Origin of the sequence: Marivita sp. (assembly GCF_048006345.1) — a bacterium.
Classification (GTDB): Bacteria; Pseudomonadota; Alphaproteobacteria; order Rhodobacterales; family Rhodobacteraceae; genus Marivita.
In genome coordinates this window covers 3,186,379-3,204,107 of the sequence record NZ_CP180351.1, presented here as the reverse complement: position 1 = coordinate 3,204,107, position 17,729 = coordinate 3,186,379, and the positions used below count along the sequence as shown (strand labels likewise).

The 17,729-nt window shown below is 57.7% G+C and carries 12 protein-coding genes, 3 tRNA genes, 3 rRNA genes and 1 pseudogene; 8 read left to right on the top strand and 11 right to left on the bottom strand.

Going from position 1 to position 17,729, the window contains the following annotated elements:
- The first annotated feature begins 142 nt into the window (after positions 1-142).
- The 6 genes from ACMVPR_RS15670 (at position 143) to ACMVPR_RS15645 (ending at position 5,798) form a co-directional block, all read left to right on the top strand.
- A 16S ribosomal RNA gene (locus tag ACMVPR_RS15670) occupies positions 143-1,607 on the top strand.
- A 187-nt stretch (positions 1,608-1,794) separates the two neighbouring features.
- A tRNA-Ala gene (locus tag ACMVPR_RS15665) sits at positions 1,795-1,870 on the top strand.
- A 115-nt stretch (positions 1,871-1,985) separates the two neighbouring features.
- Positions 1,986-2,062 (top strand) — tRNA-Ile (locus ACMVPR_RS15660).
- Positions 2,063-2,484: 422 nt separating this feature from the next.
- A 23S ribosomal RNA gene (locus tag ACMVPR_RS15655) occupies positions 2,485-5,379 on the top strand.
- Positions 5,380-5,560: 181 nt separating this feature from the next.
- Positions 5,561-5,675: ribosomal RNA gene (gene rrf / locus ACMVPR_RS15650) — 5S ribosomal RNA — on the top strand.
- Together the 16S, 23S and 5S rRNA genes with 3 tRNA genes alongside form the textbook arrangement of a ribosomal RNA operon.
- A gap of 46 nt (positions 5,676-5,721) precedes the next feature.
- Positions 5,722-5,798 (top strand) — tRNA-Met (locus tag ACMVPR_RS15645).
- 428 nt (positions 5,799-6,226) lie between these two features.
- Here the strand turns inward: ACMVPR_RS15645 and ACMVPR_RS15640 are convergent.
- Positions 6,227-6,595: an integrase core domain-containing protein gene (locus ACMVPR_RS15640; protein ID WP_416883636.1), complete on the bottom strand. Its 369-nt coding sequence runs from the start codon at positions 6,593-6,595 to the stop codon at positions 6,227-6,229.
- Between the two features lie 95 nt (positions 6,596-6,690).
- Between ACMVPR_RS15640 and ACMVPR_RS15635 the strand changes: the two are divergent.
- Positions 6,691-6,825: pseudogene (locus ACMVPR_RS15635) on the top strand (acyl-CoA dehydrogenase); the annotation flags it as partial.
- Between the two features lie 31 nt (positions 6,826-6,856).
- On the opposite strand, the gene ACMVPR_RS15630 reads toward ACMVPR_RS15635, so the two are convergent.
- The 6 genes from ACMVPR_RS15630 to ACMVPR_RS15605 all read right to left on the bottom strand — a co-directional run bounded on the left by ACMVPR_RS15630 (position 6,857) and on the right by ACMVPR_RS15605 (position 11,892).
- Entirely contained in the window at positions 6,857-8,089 is a 1,233-nt protein-coding gene (locus ACMVPR_RS15630; RefSeq protein WP_416883635.1) for a multidrug effflux MFS transporter, read from the bottom strand.
- Between the two features lie 2 nt (positions 8,090-8,091).
- Positions 8,092-9,126, bottom strand: a complete 1,035-nt coding sequence (locus ACMVPR_RS15625) for an Ldh family oxidoreductase (RefSeq protein WP_416883634.1) — start codon at positions 9,124-9,126, stop codon at positions 8,092-8,094.
- A gap of 18 nt (positions 9,127-9,144) precedes the next feature.
- Positions 9,145-9,495 (bottom strand): alpha/beta hydrolase family protein, encoded by a 351-nt coding sequence (locus ACMVPR_RS15620; protein WP_416883633.1) that lies wholly within the window; start codon positions 9,493-9,495, stop codon positions 9,145-9,147.
- A 10-nt stretch (positions 9,496-9,505) separates the two neighbouring features.
- Positions 9,506-10,021: an alpha/beta hydrolase gene (locus ACMVPR_RS15615; RefSeq protein WP_416883632.1), complete on the bottom strand. Its 516-nt coding sequence runs from the start codon at positions 10,019-10,021 to the stop codon at positions 9,506-9,508.
- Positions 10,022-10,048: 27 nt separating this feature from the next.
- Complete coding sequence (locus ACMVPR_RS15610) at positions 10,049-10,954, bottom strand: VOC family protein (protein ID WP_416883631.1); 906 nt, start codon at positions 10,952-10,954, stop codon at positions 10,049-10,051.
- A gap of 95 nt (positions 10,955-11,049) precedes the next feature.
- A complete protein-coding gene (locus tag ACMVPR_RS15605) occupies positions 11,050-11,892 on the bottom strand; it encodes a fumarylacetoacetate hydrolase family protein (protein ID WP_416883630.1) in 843 nt (280 codons plus the stop codon).
- Positions 11,893-12,116: 224 nt separating this feature from the next.
- Here ACMVPR_RS15605 and ACMVPR_RS15600 point away from each other — a divergent pair, with 224 nt between their 5' ends.
- On the top strand, positions 12,117-12,806 hold the full coding sequence (locus ACMVPR_RS15600; RefSeq protein WP_416883629.1) for a GntR family transcriptional regulator: 690 nt from the start codon (positions 12,117-12,119) through the stop codon (positions 12,804-12,806).
- 28 nt (positions 12,807-12,834) lie between these two features.
- Here ACMVPR_RS15600 and ACMVPR_RS15595 read toward each other — a convergent pair whose 3' ends face one another.
- The 4 genes from ACMVPR_RS15595 to ACMVPR_RS15580 all read right to left on the bottom strand — a co-directional run bounded on the left by ACMVPR_RS15595 (position 12,835) and on the right by ACMVPR_RS15580 (position 17,727).
- Positions 12,835-13,284, bottom strand: coding sequence for a MaoC/PaaZ C-terminal domain-containing protein (locus ACMVPR_RS15595; RefSeq protein WP_416883628.1), 450 nt, complete (start codon positions 13,282-13,284; stop codon positions 12,835-12,837).
- The gene (locus tag ACMVPR_RS15590) at positions 13,277-14,869 is read right to left on the bottom strand and encodes a bifunctional 3-(3-hydroxy-phenyl)propionate/3-hydroxycinnamic acid hydroxylase (protein WP_416883627.1); all 1,593 of its coding nucleotides are present in this window, start codon (positions 14,867-14,869) and stop codon (positions 13,277-13,279) included. The genes ACMVPR_RS15595 and ACMVPR_RS15590 overlap by 8 nt, the downstream gene beginning before the upstream one ends.
- A gap of 142 nt (positions 14,870-15,011) precedes the next feature.
- Positions 15,012-16,355: a protoporphyrinogen/coproporphyrinogen oxidase gene (locus ACMVPR_RS15585; RefSeq protein WP_416883626.1), complete on the bottom strand. Its 1,344-nt coding sequence runs from the start codon at positions 16,353-16,355 to the stop codon at positions 15,012-15,014.
- Positions 16,356-16,392: 37 nt separating this feature from the next.
- Complete coding sequence (locus tag ACMVPR_RS15580) at positions 16,393-17,727, bottom strand: NmrA family NAD(P)-binding protein (RefSeq protein WP_416883625.1); 1,335 nt, start codon at positions 17,725-17,727, stop codon at positions 16,393-16,395.
- Between the last annotated feature and the right edge of the window lie 2 nt (positions 17,728-17,729).

Sequence of the window (17,729 nt, the reverse complement as noted above, 5' to 3'; positions counted from 1 at the left end):
GTGTCAGCTTCACTGTTTGGCGGCTTTTGTTTCCTTGTGAAACTTGAGCGCATCAAACAGAGAAAACGCCAGGTGATGTCAGTAATGTCATCTGGTGGATGTGCAGAGGTTCGACTGTCAAGAAGGCTATTATGTAGCCTTTCAACTTGAGAGTTTGATCCTGGCTCAGAACGAACGCTGGCGGCAGGCCTAACACATGCAAGTCGAGCGAGGACTTCGGTTCTAGCGGCGGACGGGTTAGTAACGCGTGGGAACGTACCCTTTTCTACGGAATAGCCTCGGGAAACTGAGAGTAATACCGTATACGCCCTTAGGGGGAAAGATTTATCGGAGAAGGATCGGCCCGCGTTAGATTAGATAGTTGGTGGGGTAATGGCCTACCAAGTCTACGATCTATAGCTGGTTTGAGAGGATGATCAGCAACACTGGGACTGAGACACGGCCCAGACTCCTACGGGAGGCAGCAGTGGGGAATCTTAGACAATGGGCGCAAGCCTGATCTAGCCATGCCGCGTGAGTGATGAAGGCCTTAGGGTCGTAAAGCTCTTTCGCCTGTGAAGATAATGACTGTAGCAGGTAAAGAAACCCCGGCTAACTCCGTGCCAGCAGCCGCGGTAATACGGAGGGGGTTAGCGTTGTTCGGAATTACTGGGCGTAAAGCGCGCGTAGGCGGACATTTAAGTCAGAGGTGAAATCCCAGGGCTCAACCCTGGAACTGCCTTTGATACTGGGTGTCTTGAGTTCGAGAGAGGTGAGTGGAATTCCGAGTGTAGAGGTGAAATTCGTAGATATTCGGAGGAACACCAGTGGCGAAGGCGGCTCACTGGCTCGATACTGACGCTGAGGTGCGAAAGTGTGGGGAGCAAACAGGATTAGATACCCTGGTAGTCCACACCGTAAACGATGAATGCCAGTCGTCGGGCAGTATACTGTTCGGTGACACACCTAACGGATTAAGCATTCCGCCTGGGGAGTACGGTCGCAAGATTAAAACTCAAAGGAATTGACGGGGGCCCGCACAAGCGGTGGAGCATGTGGTTTAATTCGAAGCAACGCGCAGAACCTTACCAACCCTTGACATCCTCAGCTACATCCAGAGATGGATGGTTCCCTTCGGGGACTGAGTGACAGGTGCTGCATGGCTGTCGTCAGCTCGTGTCGTGAGATGTTCGGTTAAGTCCGGCAACGAGCGCAACCCACATCTTCAGTTGCCATCAGGTTATGCTGGGCACTCTGGAGAAACTGCCCGTGATAAGCGGGAGGAAGGTGTGGATGACGTCAAGTCCTCATGGCCCTTACGGGTTGGGCTACACACGTGCTACAATGGTAGTGACAATGGGTTAATCCCAAAAAGCTATCTCAGTTCGGATTGGGGTCTGCAACTCGACCCCATGAAGTCGGAATCGCTAGTAATCGCGTAACAGCATGACGCGGTGAATACGTTCCCGGGCCTTGTACACACCGCCCGTCACACCATGGGAGTTGGGTTCACCCGAAGGCCGTGCGCCAACCTGCAAAGGGGGCAGCGGACCACGGTGAGCTCAGCGACTGGGGTGAAGTCGTAACAAGGTAGCCGTAGGGGAACCTGCGGCTGGATCACCTCCTTTCTAAGGATAACCTTAGCAGTTTGGTTCGCCGAACTCGTAGGTTACTTAGCAGATGGCTTCTCAAGGCCATCATAAACAGGTCTCGCGAGAGGCACTGTAAACCAGGCCGTCCTCATATCTCTTCAGAACGTCAGACCCTGTATGGCGGGACCTTTCGGAAAGGTTCGGTGTCAGGGTCCCAAAGCATGGGGCCTTAGCTCAGCTGGGAGAGCGCCTGATTTGCATTCAGGAGGTCAGGAGTTCGATCCTCCTAGGCTCCACCATCTTCGCTTCGGCTGTGCAGGATCGGTTCTATCACTTGACCGGGTGCCTCCCCGCGCATTTGCATGGCAAATACGCTTGGTCGCACTCACTTAAGTGGCTGGAACCACTTAAGTGGGGTCGGTAGCTCAGGTGGTTAGAGCGCACGCCTGATAAGCGTGAGGTCGGAGGTTCAAGTCCTCCTCGACCCACCACTAACTTGCGGGAAGTGACGTGTCTGGGAACATACTTCTGAGCATTCTTAGGAATGTTGAGATGTTTGCTCCAAGCAAACTGGACGTCTCTTATGAGATGTCATTTGAAATCGTTTAGAGAGATACAAAATCAACTATGTTTGATTGCCGCGAGTGAGCGGTGATCTCCATGGGTTCGGCTTCGGCTGAAGGTGTTGATTGGGTCTAGCCGGCTCGATCTGCATATCCTCATGTGAAACGAACATAAGTTGTCCAAGTCAAGTACACTAACCCGTCGTTCATTCCGCACGGATTGAACGACATAGTCCTCGCTAAAGCGAGGGCGGGAAAAAAGTGACTTTTGATCGGAAGGATCAACAACTGCGCTCAAGTAGCGAAGCGGTAGCGCTTCAAAACTGCTCGGTTTTGTTCTTTCTGGATCAAATCAAGCGCGAGAAGGGCGTTTGGTGAATGCCTAGGCAGTAAGAGGCGATGAAGGACGTGATACTCTGCGATAAGCCGTGAGGAGCTGAGAATAAGCTTTGATCCACGGATTTCCGAATGGGGCAACCCACTTGATTGTTTATTATTGTCGGCCGCAAGGTCGATCAATAGTAGGCAAAACCAAGTACTTATAGACTGAATACATAGGTTTATAAGAGCAAACCCGGGGAACTGAAACATCTAAGTACCCGGAGGAAAGGACAGCAATAGCGACTCCCCTAGTAGTGGCGAGCGAACGGGGACCAGCCGAGCCTTGAGAGTGACCAGAATGTGCTGGAAAGCACAGCCATAGCGGGTGACAGCCCCGTATGGGAAGCTCGATGGGACGTATCAAGTAGGGCGGGACACGTGAAATCCTGTCTGAAGATCGGAGGACCACCTTCGAAGGCTAAGTACTCCTTACTGACCGATAGTGAACCAGTACCGTGAGGGAAAGGTGAAAAGCACCCCGACGAGGGGAGTGAAACAGTACCTGAAACCGAACGCCTACAATCAGTCGGAGCCCCCTTGCGGGGTGACGGCGTACCTTTTGTATAATGGGTCATCGACTTGGTCTATCTAGCAAGCTTAAGCCGTTAGGTGTAGGCGCAGCGAAAGCGAGTCTGAATAGGGCGCATGAGTTAGATGGATCAGACCCGAAACCGAGTGATCTAGGCATGGCCAGGTTGAAGGTTGGGTAACACCAACTGGAGGACCGAACCCACATCCGTTGAAAAGGATCGGGATGAGCTGTGCCTAGGGGTGAAAGGCCAATCAAACTCGGAGATAGCTGGTTCTCTGCGAAATCTATTTAGGTAGAGCGTCATCCGAATACCCCCGGGGGTAGAGCACTGGATGGGTAATGGGGCCCCACAGGCTTACTGATCCTAACCAAACTCCGAATACCGGGGAGTACTAGATGGCAGACACACGGCGGATGCTAACGTCCGTCGTGAAGAGGGAAACAACCCTGACCGACAGCTAAGGCCCCCAATTCATGGCTAAGTGGGAAAGCAGGTGGGACGACCAAAACAACCAGGAGGTTGGCTTAGAAGCAGCCATCCTTTAAAGATAGCGTAACAGCTCACTGGTCTAAACAAGTTGTCCTGCGGCGAAGATGTAACGGGGCTCAAGCCATGAGCCGAAGCTTCGGATGCACATAGTGCATGGTAGCAGAGCGTAGTGTGACATAGGACTACGTCTTACTGATCTTTTGCATGACTGACGGAAGTTACGAGGGTGTTCGCACTCAAGTAGCCGAAGGCGGTAGTGCAAATAAGAGGTCAGAAAAGACGAAGTCTTTTCTGTGAAGCCGGCCTGTGAGGGATCCGGTGGAGAGATCACTAGCGAGAATGATGACATGAGTAGCGACAAAGAGTGTGAGAGACACTCTCGCCGAAAGTCCAAGGGTTCCTGCTTAAAGCTAATCTGAGCAGGGTAAGCCGGCCCCTAAGCCGAGGCCGAAAGGCGTAGGCGATGGGAACCACGTTAATATTCGTGGGCCAGATGGAAGTGACGGATCTCGAAGATTGTTCCTCCTTATCGGATTGGAGGGGCCGTTCAGAGGTTCCTGGAAATAGCTCCATCATCAGACCGTACCCTAAACCGACACAGGTGGACTGGTAGAGCATACCAAGGCGCTTGAGAGAACGATGTTGAAGGAACTCGGCAAAATACCTCCGTAAGTTCGCGAGAAGGAGGCCCGGTTCCTAGGCAACTAGGGGCTGGGGGCACAAACCAGGGGGTGGCGACTGTTTATTAAAAACACAGGGCTCTGCGAAGTCGCAAGACGACGTATAGGGTCTGACGCCTGCCCGGTGCCTGAAGGTTAAAAGGAGGGGTGAGAGCTCTGAATTGAAGCCCAGGTAAACGGCGGCCGTAACTATAACGGTCCTAAGGTAGCGAAATTCCTTGTCGGGTAAGTTCCGACCTGCACGAATGGCGTAACGACTTCCCCGCTGTCTCCAACATCGACTCAGCGAAATTGAATTGCCTGTCAAGATGCAGGCTTCCCGCGGTTAGACGGAAAGACCCCGTGCACCTTTACTACAACTTCGCACTGGCATCAGGATTGTGATGTGCAGGATAGGTGGTAGGCTTTGAAGCAGGAACGCCAGTTTCTGTGGAGCCTCCCTTGAGATACCACCCTTCGCACTCTTGATGTCTAACCGCGGTCCGTTATCCGGATCCGGGACCCTGCGTGGTGGGTAGTTTGACTGGGGCGGTCGCCTCCTAAAGCGTAACGGAGGCGCGCGAAGGTTGGCTCAGAGCGGTCGGAAATCGCTCGTTGAGTGCAATGGCAGAAGCCAGCCTGACTGCAAGACTGACAAGTCGAGCAGAGTCGAAAGACGGCCATAGTGATCCGGTGGTCCCAAGTGGGAGGGCCATCGCTCAACGGATAAAAGGTACGCCGGGGATAACAGGCTGATACTGCCCAAGAGTCCATATCGACGGCAGTGTTTGGCACCTCGATGTCGGCTCATCTCATCCTGGGGCTGGAGCAGGTCCCAAGGGTACGGCTGTTCGCCGTTTAAAGAGGTACGTGAGCTGGGTTTAGAACGTCGTGAGACAGTTCGGTCCCTATCTGCCGTGGGTGTAGGATACTTGAGAGGAGTTGCCCCTAGTACGAGAGGACCGGGGTGAACGATCCACTGGTGGACCTGTTGTGGCGCCAGCCGCAGTGCAGGGTAGCTATGATCGGAAAGGATAACCGCTGAAGGCATCTAAGCGGGAAGCCCCCCTCAAAACAAGGTATCCCTGAGGGCCGTGGTAGACCACCACGTCGATAGGCCGGAGGTGTAAGCGCAGCAATGCGTTCAGCTGACCGGTACTAATGGCCCGATAGGCTTGATTTGATCCAGTAACAACAAAATCGTCGTCCGCAAAGCGGACACGATTGGTGGCAGGCAGGGTATGACGCAGTCATGCCCGTTGCCACACCGTGGACTAGCAAAATACCGCCAACCACTCCTGGAACAAAGATCAAAAGCACTACACCAAAGTGCACAAAACTTGGACAACACACTCTTTACTCGGTTTGGTGGTCATAGCGTGAGCAAAACACCCGGTCCCTTTCCGAACCCGGCCGTTAAGTGCCACCGCGCCAATGGTACTGCGTCTCAAGACGTGGGAGAGTAGGTCATCGCCAAACCTAGTAAAGAGTGACAATATCTCTCTAAATCGAACAAAAATACTGTCGCGGGGTGGAGCAGCCCGGTAGCTCGTCAGGCTCATAACCTGAAGGTCGTAGGTTCAAATCCTACCCCCGCAACCAAATCCTTCAGGAAACATAATAAATATCAGTGGCTTGCCGATTGGCGAGAATTCTTGGATCATTTTTCCCATACAGTATCAATGACTTAGCGCCGCAGGTTCAAATCACCCTGCAACCAACTGCCAACGCGTAGAACAGCGGATAATCGGCGTCATCCTTGTGACAGATGGTGGCGATATACAAGAAATTTCAGAAAGTTGCGAGAAGCTGTGTGCAGTTCATGCTGACCCAGCCCCCTGATCCGGTCCGTTCCGGTGTATAATCCGTTCCTGTTTTTTCAGTCGATTTGGTTGCGGTCAAGGCCTGCTGAGCGGAGCCTTTGCGGAACTCAAGTGAGCCAGGCCGGGTACTGCGGGTGAGATTGCCGTGACGGCCGAGGCCAGCCCGCCAAGCGATGTGCGTGGTCGTTCTGTATTGTCGTTGATCCTTCAGTTTTCGATGAACTTCTGGGCTTCGGAAAGATTGCCGAAGATGTGCTCAATCAAGCATTGGTCTGGGAGCGTGCCATTGAACGACTCCACAAAGGCGTTCTGCATGGGTTTCCCAAGAGCGATGTCGTGCCACCCGACACCGGTTTCCTGACACCATCTCAGCACTGCTAGAGATGACTTTTCCGTTCTATTTTCGCTGACAATCATATCTGGCTGACCGCGTCGTCGGATCAGATCAACACGTTCGCGGGTCATCGGTCCGCCCGATAATAAGCGATCCACAACATTTGCCAGCGCTTCGCGCGCGCAATCATCCACGATGCAAAGAACAATGACCCACTGGCCGTCTTCAAAGGCGTCAGACACATAGCCATCGTGCGGGCCGCCGTTCTAGATGGGCGATTGACAGGCGCATACCAAAGAGCAGCAGACCGACCCACAACTTTTGCCCACTCCCGCTGCACGCCATCCAGATCGACTACCACGTGATGCGCCATGCTCAGGATCTGGAAACCGTGAGCTCCTATGAGGGTACCAGCGACGTCCATGCCCTGATCCTCGGACGCGCGATCCAAGAAATGCATGCATTTGGCTGACAGAACGAAACGCTCGGAACAGGGCGTCTGATTAGTGCTCACCCGCGGTTTCGTTGAGCGCGCGATTGCACAGAACCGAGATCAGTGTCGCAAGCGCTCCCATGACTGCATAGCACTTCGCGACAAGACTGTAATCGCCGTCATAAAACACACCCGTCAGCTGCGCGATAACCGCGCTTCCCAGCATTGCCATGCCTCCGACGACAGAAGACGCGAGACCTGCGAAGCGTGTGTGAGGATCGACTGCAAGCGTATTTGTATTCGAGTATACCATCCCCTTTGCGGCCATGATGGCCAGGATCAGAAGGTGAAAGAGCCATAGCGGGATCGCCATGATTTGTGTCAGTCCAAGGAAGATCGTGGAAACCGTGGTCAGGAAGATCAACGCCACCCTCTGCATGTGTGCAGGCCCGAACCGCATAACGGCCCGCGAGTTGATGAAGGCTGAACCGACAATACCCAAACCGAATGTCGCGAAAATGGCCGAAAATCCCGAAGCGACCCCATATATGTCCCGGTATATGAAGGGGGCCAGCCCGACAAAACCAAACATCGCGCCATAGATCAGCGTTGAGACAGCAATGTTCCCCACCGTCTGCCTGCTGCGCGCCATAGTTGCCAGATTGGCCGTGATGACGGAGAACTCGATCCGGGTTCGGTTATCCGGGGGGCAGGTTTCAGGAAGGGCCATCAGCACGGCCGCCAGCACGGGCAGGGCCAGCACTGTCAACAGGACGAACACAGCCCGCCACCCCGCGAAAGAAGCGGTGACCTCTCCCAGAAAGGGCGCCACGATCGGTGCCAGCATGAAAATCATCGCCGCTGTTGACAGGGCTTTGGCCATCGCGGCCCCTGACATCCTGTCCCGGACAATGGCCACGGCGATCACTCTGGGCCCAGCCGCTGCGAGCCCTTGCAGGCCGCGACCAATCACCAGCATCTCAAACGTGGGTGCCAAAGCGCAGAGCACCGATGCCAGCGCGTAAAGTCCAATTGCAGCGCCAAGGATTGGCCGACGACCGTATCTGTCGGAGAGAATGCCTACACCCATCTGACCCAGCCCGAAGGTCAGGACGAAGACTGTCAGCAGAATTCGGACGCGGGTCGGATCGTCCATTGCGTAATCGGCCGCAACCTGTGGCATAACGGGCAGGATAATGTCCAGCGACAGCGACAGGTTCCCCATCAAAGCGGCGATGAAGAGCGTGAACAAGGGCCCGTCTAGCCAGCTGCGCGCTCCAACGCCATGCTTGAGCTGGGCCATGATCAGAAGCCGTCCGGTGTCGTCACACCAAGGGACCTGGCCAGCTCCTGCAAGCGTTTGGCGGTTCCGGGAGCGAGCGGTATGCCCTCGGCGGTGCACTTTTGAGCTGTCGCTGCACCCCGTTCGCCCGGCAGCAAAGGCGGAGCAGACGGGTCGATCGGATCAAGCGCCCGGATCGCGCCGGCAAGTCGACCGACCTCGGCAAAAAATGCCGCTTCCTCACCGAAGGCCTCCGGCGCGACTGCCAGTACCATCCCGTTGAAGCCACCGGATTTCTCTCCGGTCAGCACCGGTCCGATCACGGCATTGCCCGCCAGAACACTGGTCAGCATTTCGATCATCAACGACAGGCCCGAGCCTTTCGCCCCAGCCATCGGCAAGAGTGCTGCAACCTTGTGCGGATCGGTGGCTGGGTTACCCTCGCTGTCGATGGCCCAGCCTTCAGGAATGGTCTGGCCCGCATCTTTGGCGGCCATGATCTTGCCTAGGGCCACCGATGCGGTGGACATATCGAGCAGGATCGGATCACTGCCGGAACCCGTCGGGACCGCAATGGACAACGGGTTGGTCGACAAGGCCTCGCCCCGTGCGCCGACATAGCTCATCAGCGGTTTGGACGCGGTCATGGCAATGCCCACCAGCCCCTTCGCCGCCAACGCCTGCGTGAAATACCCCACGGCCCCCGCATGCGAGATGCGTCGCGCGGCACACCAACCAACGCCATGTGTCCGCGCCGCCGCCGCGGCTTTGTCGACCGCCATGTTCATGCCAACCGCACCGGGGCATTTCCCGCCGTCGATCACCGTCACTGCGCCGAACGACCGCACCACTTCGGGCCGCTTGCCGGAGGTCATAAGCCCGAGCGAGATCATCTCGACATAGCGGGGAATGCGCAGCACGCCGTGGCTGTCCACGCCACGCAGGTTGGCCCAGACCAGCAGGTCGGCGGTCTGGTCCGCGTCCTCGGGTGCGAACCCGCCTGCCGTCAGGAGGTCTTTGGCGAATTCCTTCAGCGCATTGGCGTGGATCGTCGGCATGACGGTATCCCTTTCGGATCAGTTGGCCAGTGGCGTCGGGAAGAACTTGTCCAGCCAGCTCTTCATCAACATCTTGGTGCGCGGCGCATCGTCAGGGGCCAGTGGGAAATGCGCCGTGGTGTCGACCAGCATCAACTCCTTGGGATGTCCTGCCTTTTCCCACATGCGCACTGACTCGATTGTCGGTGTGATGATGTCGTCCGAGGTGTGGAACAGCAAAAGCGGACGCGGTGCGATATTGGCGACCACATCATCGGCACGGAAATTGCGCATTGACCATGCGGTTTCCGTGGGGATCTCCATGATCGCCTTGGGCGACAGGTTCTTGCGCAGCCTCTCGGGGATCGGCACTGCATCAAAGCGCGACATCCAGGCGCTTTCACCTGTCTCCTGCTTGTGGCGGCGACCCTCTTCGAGGATCGTCACGAAGCGGTTCCAGCTTTCCTGTCGGGTGCTGGCCACGGAACTTGCGTTCACCATCGCCCCAGCCGCAGGACGACAAGCAGCACGCCACCCTTTCATCGACACCGGCCGTATAAACCGACACCGCCGCACCGAAACTGTGCCCTGTAATGCCGATCCGCTGGGCATCCACCTCGGGGCGTTTTGCCAGAAAAGTCAGGGCGTTCTTCGCGTCGGCCACCTGGTCCATGCAGCGCACCTGTCCGCGCTCACCTTCGCTTTCGCCGCAGCAGCGGAAATCGAAGCGCAACGCCACATAGCCGAACTCTTCCATCATATCTGCCTGAATCTGCGCATGGCTCTCGTCTTTGGAACCGACAAAGCCATGGCAAACGATGAACGCCGGAAGTGGCGTGCCGTCATAGCCTTTGGGGATATGAATGACAGCCGACAGGGTCAGCCCGTCGGATTCAAACGTGACTTTTTCCTGCATTGGAAAACTCCTTTCAGCCGCTGTGGATCAGCCAAGTTTCATGAACGGGTGGACATGTTCGCGCCATTCCAGCGGGGCGGGGGTGCCCCAGACATTCATGTCGCGCACATTGCCGGGGCGTTCGAGATTGGTGATGACATTGGGTTCGAAATTCAGGTCATCCGCGATCATCGCCATCGGCCCCGAGATTTCGACCATGCAGTTCGAGCTGTCGAGGTAGTAGGCATAGGTGTTGTCACCGGGGCGGTGGCGGCCCGGACCCCAAAGATACTGGCGGTCATGCCGGTCGAGGATGTCGCCCAGTCGGCAATACATGTTGAATTCGGGAAACTCGAACGAGTAGTGATGCAAGCCCGGGCCGGTGCCTTTGACCAGCCCGAGGATATGGTGCTGGCGGTTGCCGCCGTAGTACCAGCTCAGCGCGTAATTCACCATTCGCTCGGACTGACGCACGTCGCCGATGGCCATCAGCTGCGCCGCGGTCGCTTCGGGGTCGGGCGTCAGGATGTTCATGTGGTCGAGCCGCCGGGGGCCGACACCATGCGTGTCGTAGCGCGGATTGCGCATGTCATCTCGTGTGGGTGTGTGGATTTCGAACCGCAATCCCTCGGGGGTGTCGAACGTGACCCCCGCCGTCATGCAGTCGAGCGACGGCTCTTGCGACACGATCCGACAGCCCGCAGCCTCGATCCGATCGGTGGCGGCCTTTACATCGTCGACATGCAGCGCCTCGAGCCCGATCGTGTTGGTTGCGTTTTCGTCGGCTTCGACGATCACCAGTTCCGCGGCGCGCCCATTGGCGCTCAACCAGACCTGGTTCCCAGTCTCGCGGGTGACGCGCAGACCCAAGATGTCTGTGGAGTCCCGTACAAGGTCTTCGACCCGGTTGGTGTTGAGCTTCACATGCCCTGCGGCGTGAACAATCTGAGCCATCCCGCATCCCCTTTTCTGTCTGTGTCGTCTCGCTGTCGCGTGACTGGTTACCTGTGGGTTTCCCAAATATCAATGAATTTCGAAAATAACTGCAATTACGAAAATACAATGTTCCTCGGATCGATGTCCTGCTGCACGTGGTTTTGCAAAGTCCCGATCCCTGTGATCTCGACCTCGATCACATCGCCATCGCGCAGGAATTCCTTGGGTGTCCGCGACGATCCAAACCCCGACGGCGTGCCGGTCACGATCACATCGCCTGCCTGTAACGGCGCAAAAGTCGAGATATAGGCAATCAGCCATGGAATATCGAAAATCATCCGGTCCATCGAAATCGCCTGTTTGATCCGCCCGTTGACACGGGTTTCAAGCGCCAGTTGCGTTGGGTCCGGGATTTCGTCTGTTGTCACCAGCCACGGCCCGAACCCGGCGCTTTGATAAAAGTTCTTTCCGGGGGTGAACTGGGTTGAGTGTTTCTGCCAGTCCCTGACACTCCCATCGTTGAAACAGCTGTACCCCGCAACGTGCTTCATCGCGTCGGCGCGGTCGATCTTGTGACCCGGACGCCCGATGATGACCGCCAGCTCGCCCTCGAAATCGAATTGTTCGGAACGGGCGGGCTTTAGGATCGGCTGGCCGTGGCCGGTCTGCGCTTCGGCGGTGCGGGTGAAAAGCAGCGGAAAAACGGGCACCGGTTTTTCGGCTTCATGGAAATTAGTCGCGACGCAGAAAACCTTGGACGGATTCACGACCGGGGGGAGCAGGCGCACCGCAGTCAGCGGCAGGCGCCGCGCGCTGGCGGACGGGGTAGGGCCATAGGCCATCAGGCTTGGCAGATAGGACCGAAGGTCCGGCGCTCCGTCCAGAACGACAATCGTCTCTCCGTCCAGCATGCCAAAGCCAAGGGTGCCGTTGTGGTCGAAACTGACATATCTCATAGGCGCCTCCAATGTGACCGAGGCAAAGGGCTACTGATTGCAATGGTTTTCGGGAAATTTGAGGAATTTCGAGAATCGCGGAATCTGTAAGAAAATTGATGGCGACGGCGGCTCGCCACGGAAAATCGTGACAATTTTCGAAATTCATCTGTCCGTTTTCGCGACCGCGACCTAAACTGGATCGATACGGCGGTGGACGCCATTGACTGCGGAGCGGGATTCAGATGGAGACCACGAAGACCAAGGCAAAGGGCGAAACCCGCGCGGGAGATGTGCATCTGCGGATGCGCGACGATATCCTGAGTTGTGTCCTCAAGCCCGGCGAAAAGCTGCGGTTCGAGGCGCTGCGAGACCGCTACGAAGTAAGCTTTTCGACCCTGCGTGAGGCGCTTGTCCGGCTCAGTGCTGAAAACCTCGTGGTTTCGGAAGGCCAGAGGGGCTTTGCCGTGGCGCCGGTCTCGCTGGCTGATCTGCAGGACCTCACCAATGTGCGTGTCCTTGTCGAACGTGAGGCGCTGCGCCTGTCGATGCAGCTGGGTGACGACGCCTGGGAGGCGGATATCCTTGCGAGCTATCATCGGATGGATCGGTTGCAGGCGCGCCTTGGGGCGCAGTATTTCTTTGACGAAGAATGGGCGCGATTGCACGGCGTGTTCCACCGGTCGCTGGTCTGCGCCTGCGGCTCTCCGGTCCTGCTTGAGTTGCGGCAAACGCTGTTCGACCGCGCGCATCGGTATCGGCGCATGTCGTCGCAGTTTCGCAAGAAGTGGCGACCCAAGGATGTCGAGCACAAGGTCATCCTTGACGCTGCCATCGCAAGGTCGCCCAAGGCACTTGATCTGATCGAAAGGCATTTCCGCGAGACCACGGAAAACGTCACTGAATTCGCGGGCCACCTATTTGGCCCACAGTGACATCGTGACGGGGGGGCGAACCAAGCGTTCATGCCGGTTTGCGGCATTTGACCAGGATGTTATCCAGGTGCGACATGACCACTGTGCCATCGGGGTCGATCAGCGATAACCGATGTTCCACCACCCCGCGATCCGGGCGTGACCGCGACGGGCGTTTTTGGGTCCACTCGATGGTCAGTGTCAGTTGATCGCCTGCTCGGACAGGCTGGTGAAACCGGACCTCTTCGTAGCCAAGCGAGGCGATGACGGCCGCCCTCACCGGGGCTTCATGCAAAAGCCTTTGTTTGAGACCAAGCACATAAAGCCCAGGCGCGGACAGGCCGCCATTGACCTTTTCGGCCACCACAGGATCGACATGGATCGGCAACGGATCCCAGACTTGGGCAAAGGCCAGCATCTCATCGCCATCCACCGTAACCGTGCCGCAAGTCTCAATTCGGCCAATCTCGATATCGTCGAAAAACAACACTTCAGGCATGGCTGACCTCCAAAGTATGGGGAAACAGGCGCTGCAAAGCACCGAGGGCGGTGTCCAACTCGCCTGCGGTGGTGGCCCCGGCCATGACCATATGGTCAGGGCGCGTCAGGATGGCATTGGCGTTCTTCGCGGTCATCCAGCGGTCGAACACATCGTGTTCTTCGGCTAGCCCGCGCGGACCGATGGAGACGATCTCGATCCCAAGGGCCTTGGCCCGGGCGCGGGTGCGAAGGGGCAGCTTGAACGTGTCGCGGGTGAGAATGGCCCAGCGCGGGCCGATCATGTCGTCGAGCAGTTGCCAGCCCTCAGGCGTCGCCACACGCGGCTGCGGTGCTGCGAAGCCTTCGGCTGTGCTGGCCCCGATTGCACGCATACGGCAAAGGCTGTTGCCGATGGGCGGGAAGAGCTCCTGCCGGACGGTTTCGCCCCGCCCGTCGGCCATGTCTGCCCGCATGCGATCATTGCGCTGCGCGGCTTTTGCGGGGTCAGTTTCGCAGATAATCCGCCCAAGATCCTTGGTGACGGCGATCACGTCGCGCACCAGCGGGCGGCGTTCGTCTTCGTAACTGTCCAGCAGCGCTTGGTCCGCACCGCGAAGCACAGCGTCAAGTTTCCAAGCGAGGTTCACGGCGTCCTTGATGCCCTGCACCATCCCCTGGGCAAGAAAAGGCGGCGTCATGTGACAGGCATCTCCGGCCAGGAAGACATTGCCCAGTCGCCAGCGTTCCGCGACCAAGGCATGAAACCGATATGCGGCCGCCCGCCAAAGCTGGGCCTCGTTCGGCGAGACCCACGGCGCCAGAAGGTTCCAGACAGCAGCGTCTGTCGTCATGTCATCGGGGCTTTCGCCGGGCATGAGCATGAATTCCCAGCGCCGCAGGTTCCGCGGTCCAACCACAAAGGTGTGCGGACGCTCCGGATCGCAGAACTGGATATTCACATCGGGCAGATCAACGTCTTCGTTGACCAAGGCATCCACCACGATCCACGGTTCGTCGAAGATCAGGTCTTCGAAGCTTATACCCAGCGTTTTGCGCACTGTGCTTGCCCCACCGTCGCAGCCGATCGCAAAGCGCGCGGTCACGCTTTGGCGGATACCGCTCTTGACATCGCACAGACCCAAAGTCGCGGTTGTACCGTTCGTCTTGAGGGAGACCATCTCGCAGTCGGTGCGCATCGTGATCTGGGGGTCGGCTGCGGCGTGGCGGCGCAGGACGCGTTCTAGCTCAGGCTGCAGGAAGGTCTGGTAAGGGGCCCAGCCCAACGGAAAAGGCGCCGGTGGTGAGGTGAAGCGCCGGATGACATCGCCCTTGGCGGTCCGGTATTCTGATGAACGGTACATGCTGATGAACGGCGCGAGATCTTCGGCAACGCCGATTTGCTGAAAGACGCGCATCACCTCGTGATCCATGCCAATGGCGCGGGGGCGGTCATAGATGTCGGCGGCGGCATCGACTGCCAGGACCTGCGCGCCGAACCCAGCCAGAAGCTTGGCCAGAGTCACGCCCACCGGGCCCATTCCGATGATGGCCACGTCGTAGTGGCGTCGCAGGCGGGACTTTGCGGTCTTAGCTGGATCGGTCATGGCGTATCGATCTCCTTGGTGCGTCGATCCTGTGGAATTGACGGTGTGCCACAGGGCGTTCTTATTTTACGATAAATTTTTCTATCACAGATATTATGATTGAATTTCGAAAATATATAAAGCTTGTGGTGGAGATTGCGGATCAAATCGTTTCACGCAGGTCGAGCGCGGCTTCGGCTGCGTTGACACCGCTGGTCAGGGCGCTTTCATAAGCTCCGGTGTACATGTAGTCGCCACAGAGGAACAAACCGGTCACGTCGCGGTAATGGGACTTTCTCATCCGGTTGATCGCCGCTGCAGCCCCTTGGGGCATTGCATAATTCGCTTCGGGCCAGCGGGCGATATTGGAAAAGCGGATCTGGGTGGGCAAGGGATCAGGGCAGATGTCGCGCAGGATGCGGACGGTCTCGCGAGTGATCTCCTCGTCCGACATTGCCAGCATCTCGTGCACCGACTGACCATAGAAGAACACGTTGATTGAATCGCATCCCTCGGGGACCATGGCCTTGGACTTGGCGGAGTTGTACAGGATCGCCGAGATTGGATAGCCGGATTTGCGCGGCACCATGCCGCCGGAGGCTCCGCCCTTCGACATGAGTGTGTCCACAGCCAGCACGACGTTCACAGCGGGCGCATAGGTCACACAGGACAGAGCGCTGCGCATCACGTCCGGCAAGTCAGGCAGGATGTCGAGCGCCTTGGTGGCCGTCGCGCCGCAAATAATGTGGGTGGCCTCGATGAAGCCCTGGTCTGTCTCGACCCCACGCACGCGGCCGTTCTCGATCACGATCCGGCGTGCGGGGGTGTTGGTCAGCACTTCCGCCTTTTTTGCGACCCGCGCCTCGAGATGGCGGGCCAGCTGGCCGGTGCCCTGCCGCAGCACGGCGGTGTCAGCATTGGCGATAGCATACATGATCGCAAGTCCGAACGCCTTGCCGCAATTCTCGGGGTGATCGAGCGCGATGCCCCCCATGATGGGCTGGACGAAATATTCCAGCACATCCTCGCCGAATTCGCGGCGGACGTAGCTGGCGAAATCCTCGGTGTCGAGGTCGAGCATCCAGTCGGTGTTCGACACGTTCATCCCGTCCAAAGACGCCGACGTATCGAGCAGCCGTTTGAGGTTCCGCGCGCCCTTGAGGCCGAATTTCAGAAGCCATCGCAGGCTGTTGATCCGGTCTCTGAGAGAACCGGAAGGCTGAGAATACCACCAGCGCCCGTCACGCCACATCTTGACCCGGCTCATGTCGAGATCGGTGATTTCGCCAGTCAGACCGAGCTCGTCCAGAAGACGGGCGGCGGTGTCGTAGCCTTCGTGGACGAATTGTGAGCCCATATCCATGTGGAAACCGTCATGGAACTGATGCTGCATGCGCCCGCCCGCGACACTCTCCTTTTCCAGAAGCACGACGTCCGCGCCGTGCTTCTGCAAAGTGTAAGCGGCGGAAAGGCCAGCACATCCCGCACCGATGATGACCGTCTTCATTGTGCTGTCCTTTCGGGTCCGTTCCGTGATCCGGGGATCACACAAGCTCGGTGATGCGTTGGCCGCTGATCTTGGCCTTGCCGAACAGACCCGCCTTGGCCCCGCCCGAGAGCGTATTGCCGTCAACCTGGATTGCGACCGACAGCTTGACCTTGATCGGTTTCTCCATTCGCATCTTCCAGGTGAGGGTGTTGCCCGAGTGGCGACCTTCCTCGATCTGCATGACAGTGCCGTTTTTGAGATGGCGGACTTCGCCGGTGAGCGTGCCATCGGCATGGGTCTTGATCGTCATCTCGTGCGGTTCCTGGCCCATGGGCGTGGCGACAGCGAAGTCCCAGACGCCATCGGGTTTCCCATCCGAATATGTCGGCAACGAGGTATTGGGCATGATCACATCAGGTGCCGCGTCGTCTGCGTCTGGCTGGAACATTGCGCGATGTTCCATCAACCATGCCCGCAGCGTGTTCGGCTTGCGGCCGAGCGTCCGCTCCATGAACTGGTTAGGCACCCAGACTGTTGCGTTGGCCGCTTCGTATTCGAAAAAGTCCCACAGATAGTCGGGGAAATGCGCCGGCATCGCGCCGCCATCGACCAGCGGCTGGAAATAAGCCAAAAAGCCTTCTTTGCTTGGATTATGCGGAATCTTGCGCAGAAGGACGTCTTCCATCAGCGCTGCAACATCCGAGGCGCTGCGGGGTTCTTCGCCGTTGTTCATCGTGTAGAACTGGAAGATGTGGCGGGCGTCTTCGGACAGCAGTAGCCGAGCCGCGACTTCACCAATCTCGCGCGGATCGATATAGGTGACGGGGCGGTTCGGCCAAGCCAGATAGCCGGCCTGCACCTGACCTGCGAGGCGCAGAAGGTTGTCCATGAAACTGGCACCGCTGTTCAGATAGGTCACGGGAAGGTCGGCATCGTCCAGGACCTGCCGCGCGATTGGGTGCTGGACCTCGATCCCCTTGCCGAAGCTTCGCATCTTTTCCGGCACGCGGGCATGGTTCATATCGGGTTGCAGGCCGACGACCCGGATCAGGTGCTGGAGTGTGCCCGCCTTGCGCACAGCGTTCACGACATTGGTCATGGCCGACAGCTCGTCGCATTCCGGCGGCGTTACAACCAGTGCGGCCTCGATGCCGGAAAAGGCTGCAGTCATTCTGGCAGGATCGCTGTAGCTGACCTGAACGATCTCTGCGTCGGGAAAAGCCGACTGAAGCGCGGCCATACCTTCGGGGCGTGAGCTGGCAAGGCGCAGACGCATCTCGGGGGCATGAAAGCGCAGGAATTCGGCCATGGGGCGACCAATATGGCCGCTTGCGCCAAAGATCAGGACGCTTTTCGGAATCGGCTTGATGTGCTTGGGGTCAAGTTTCATGG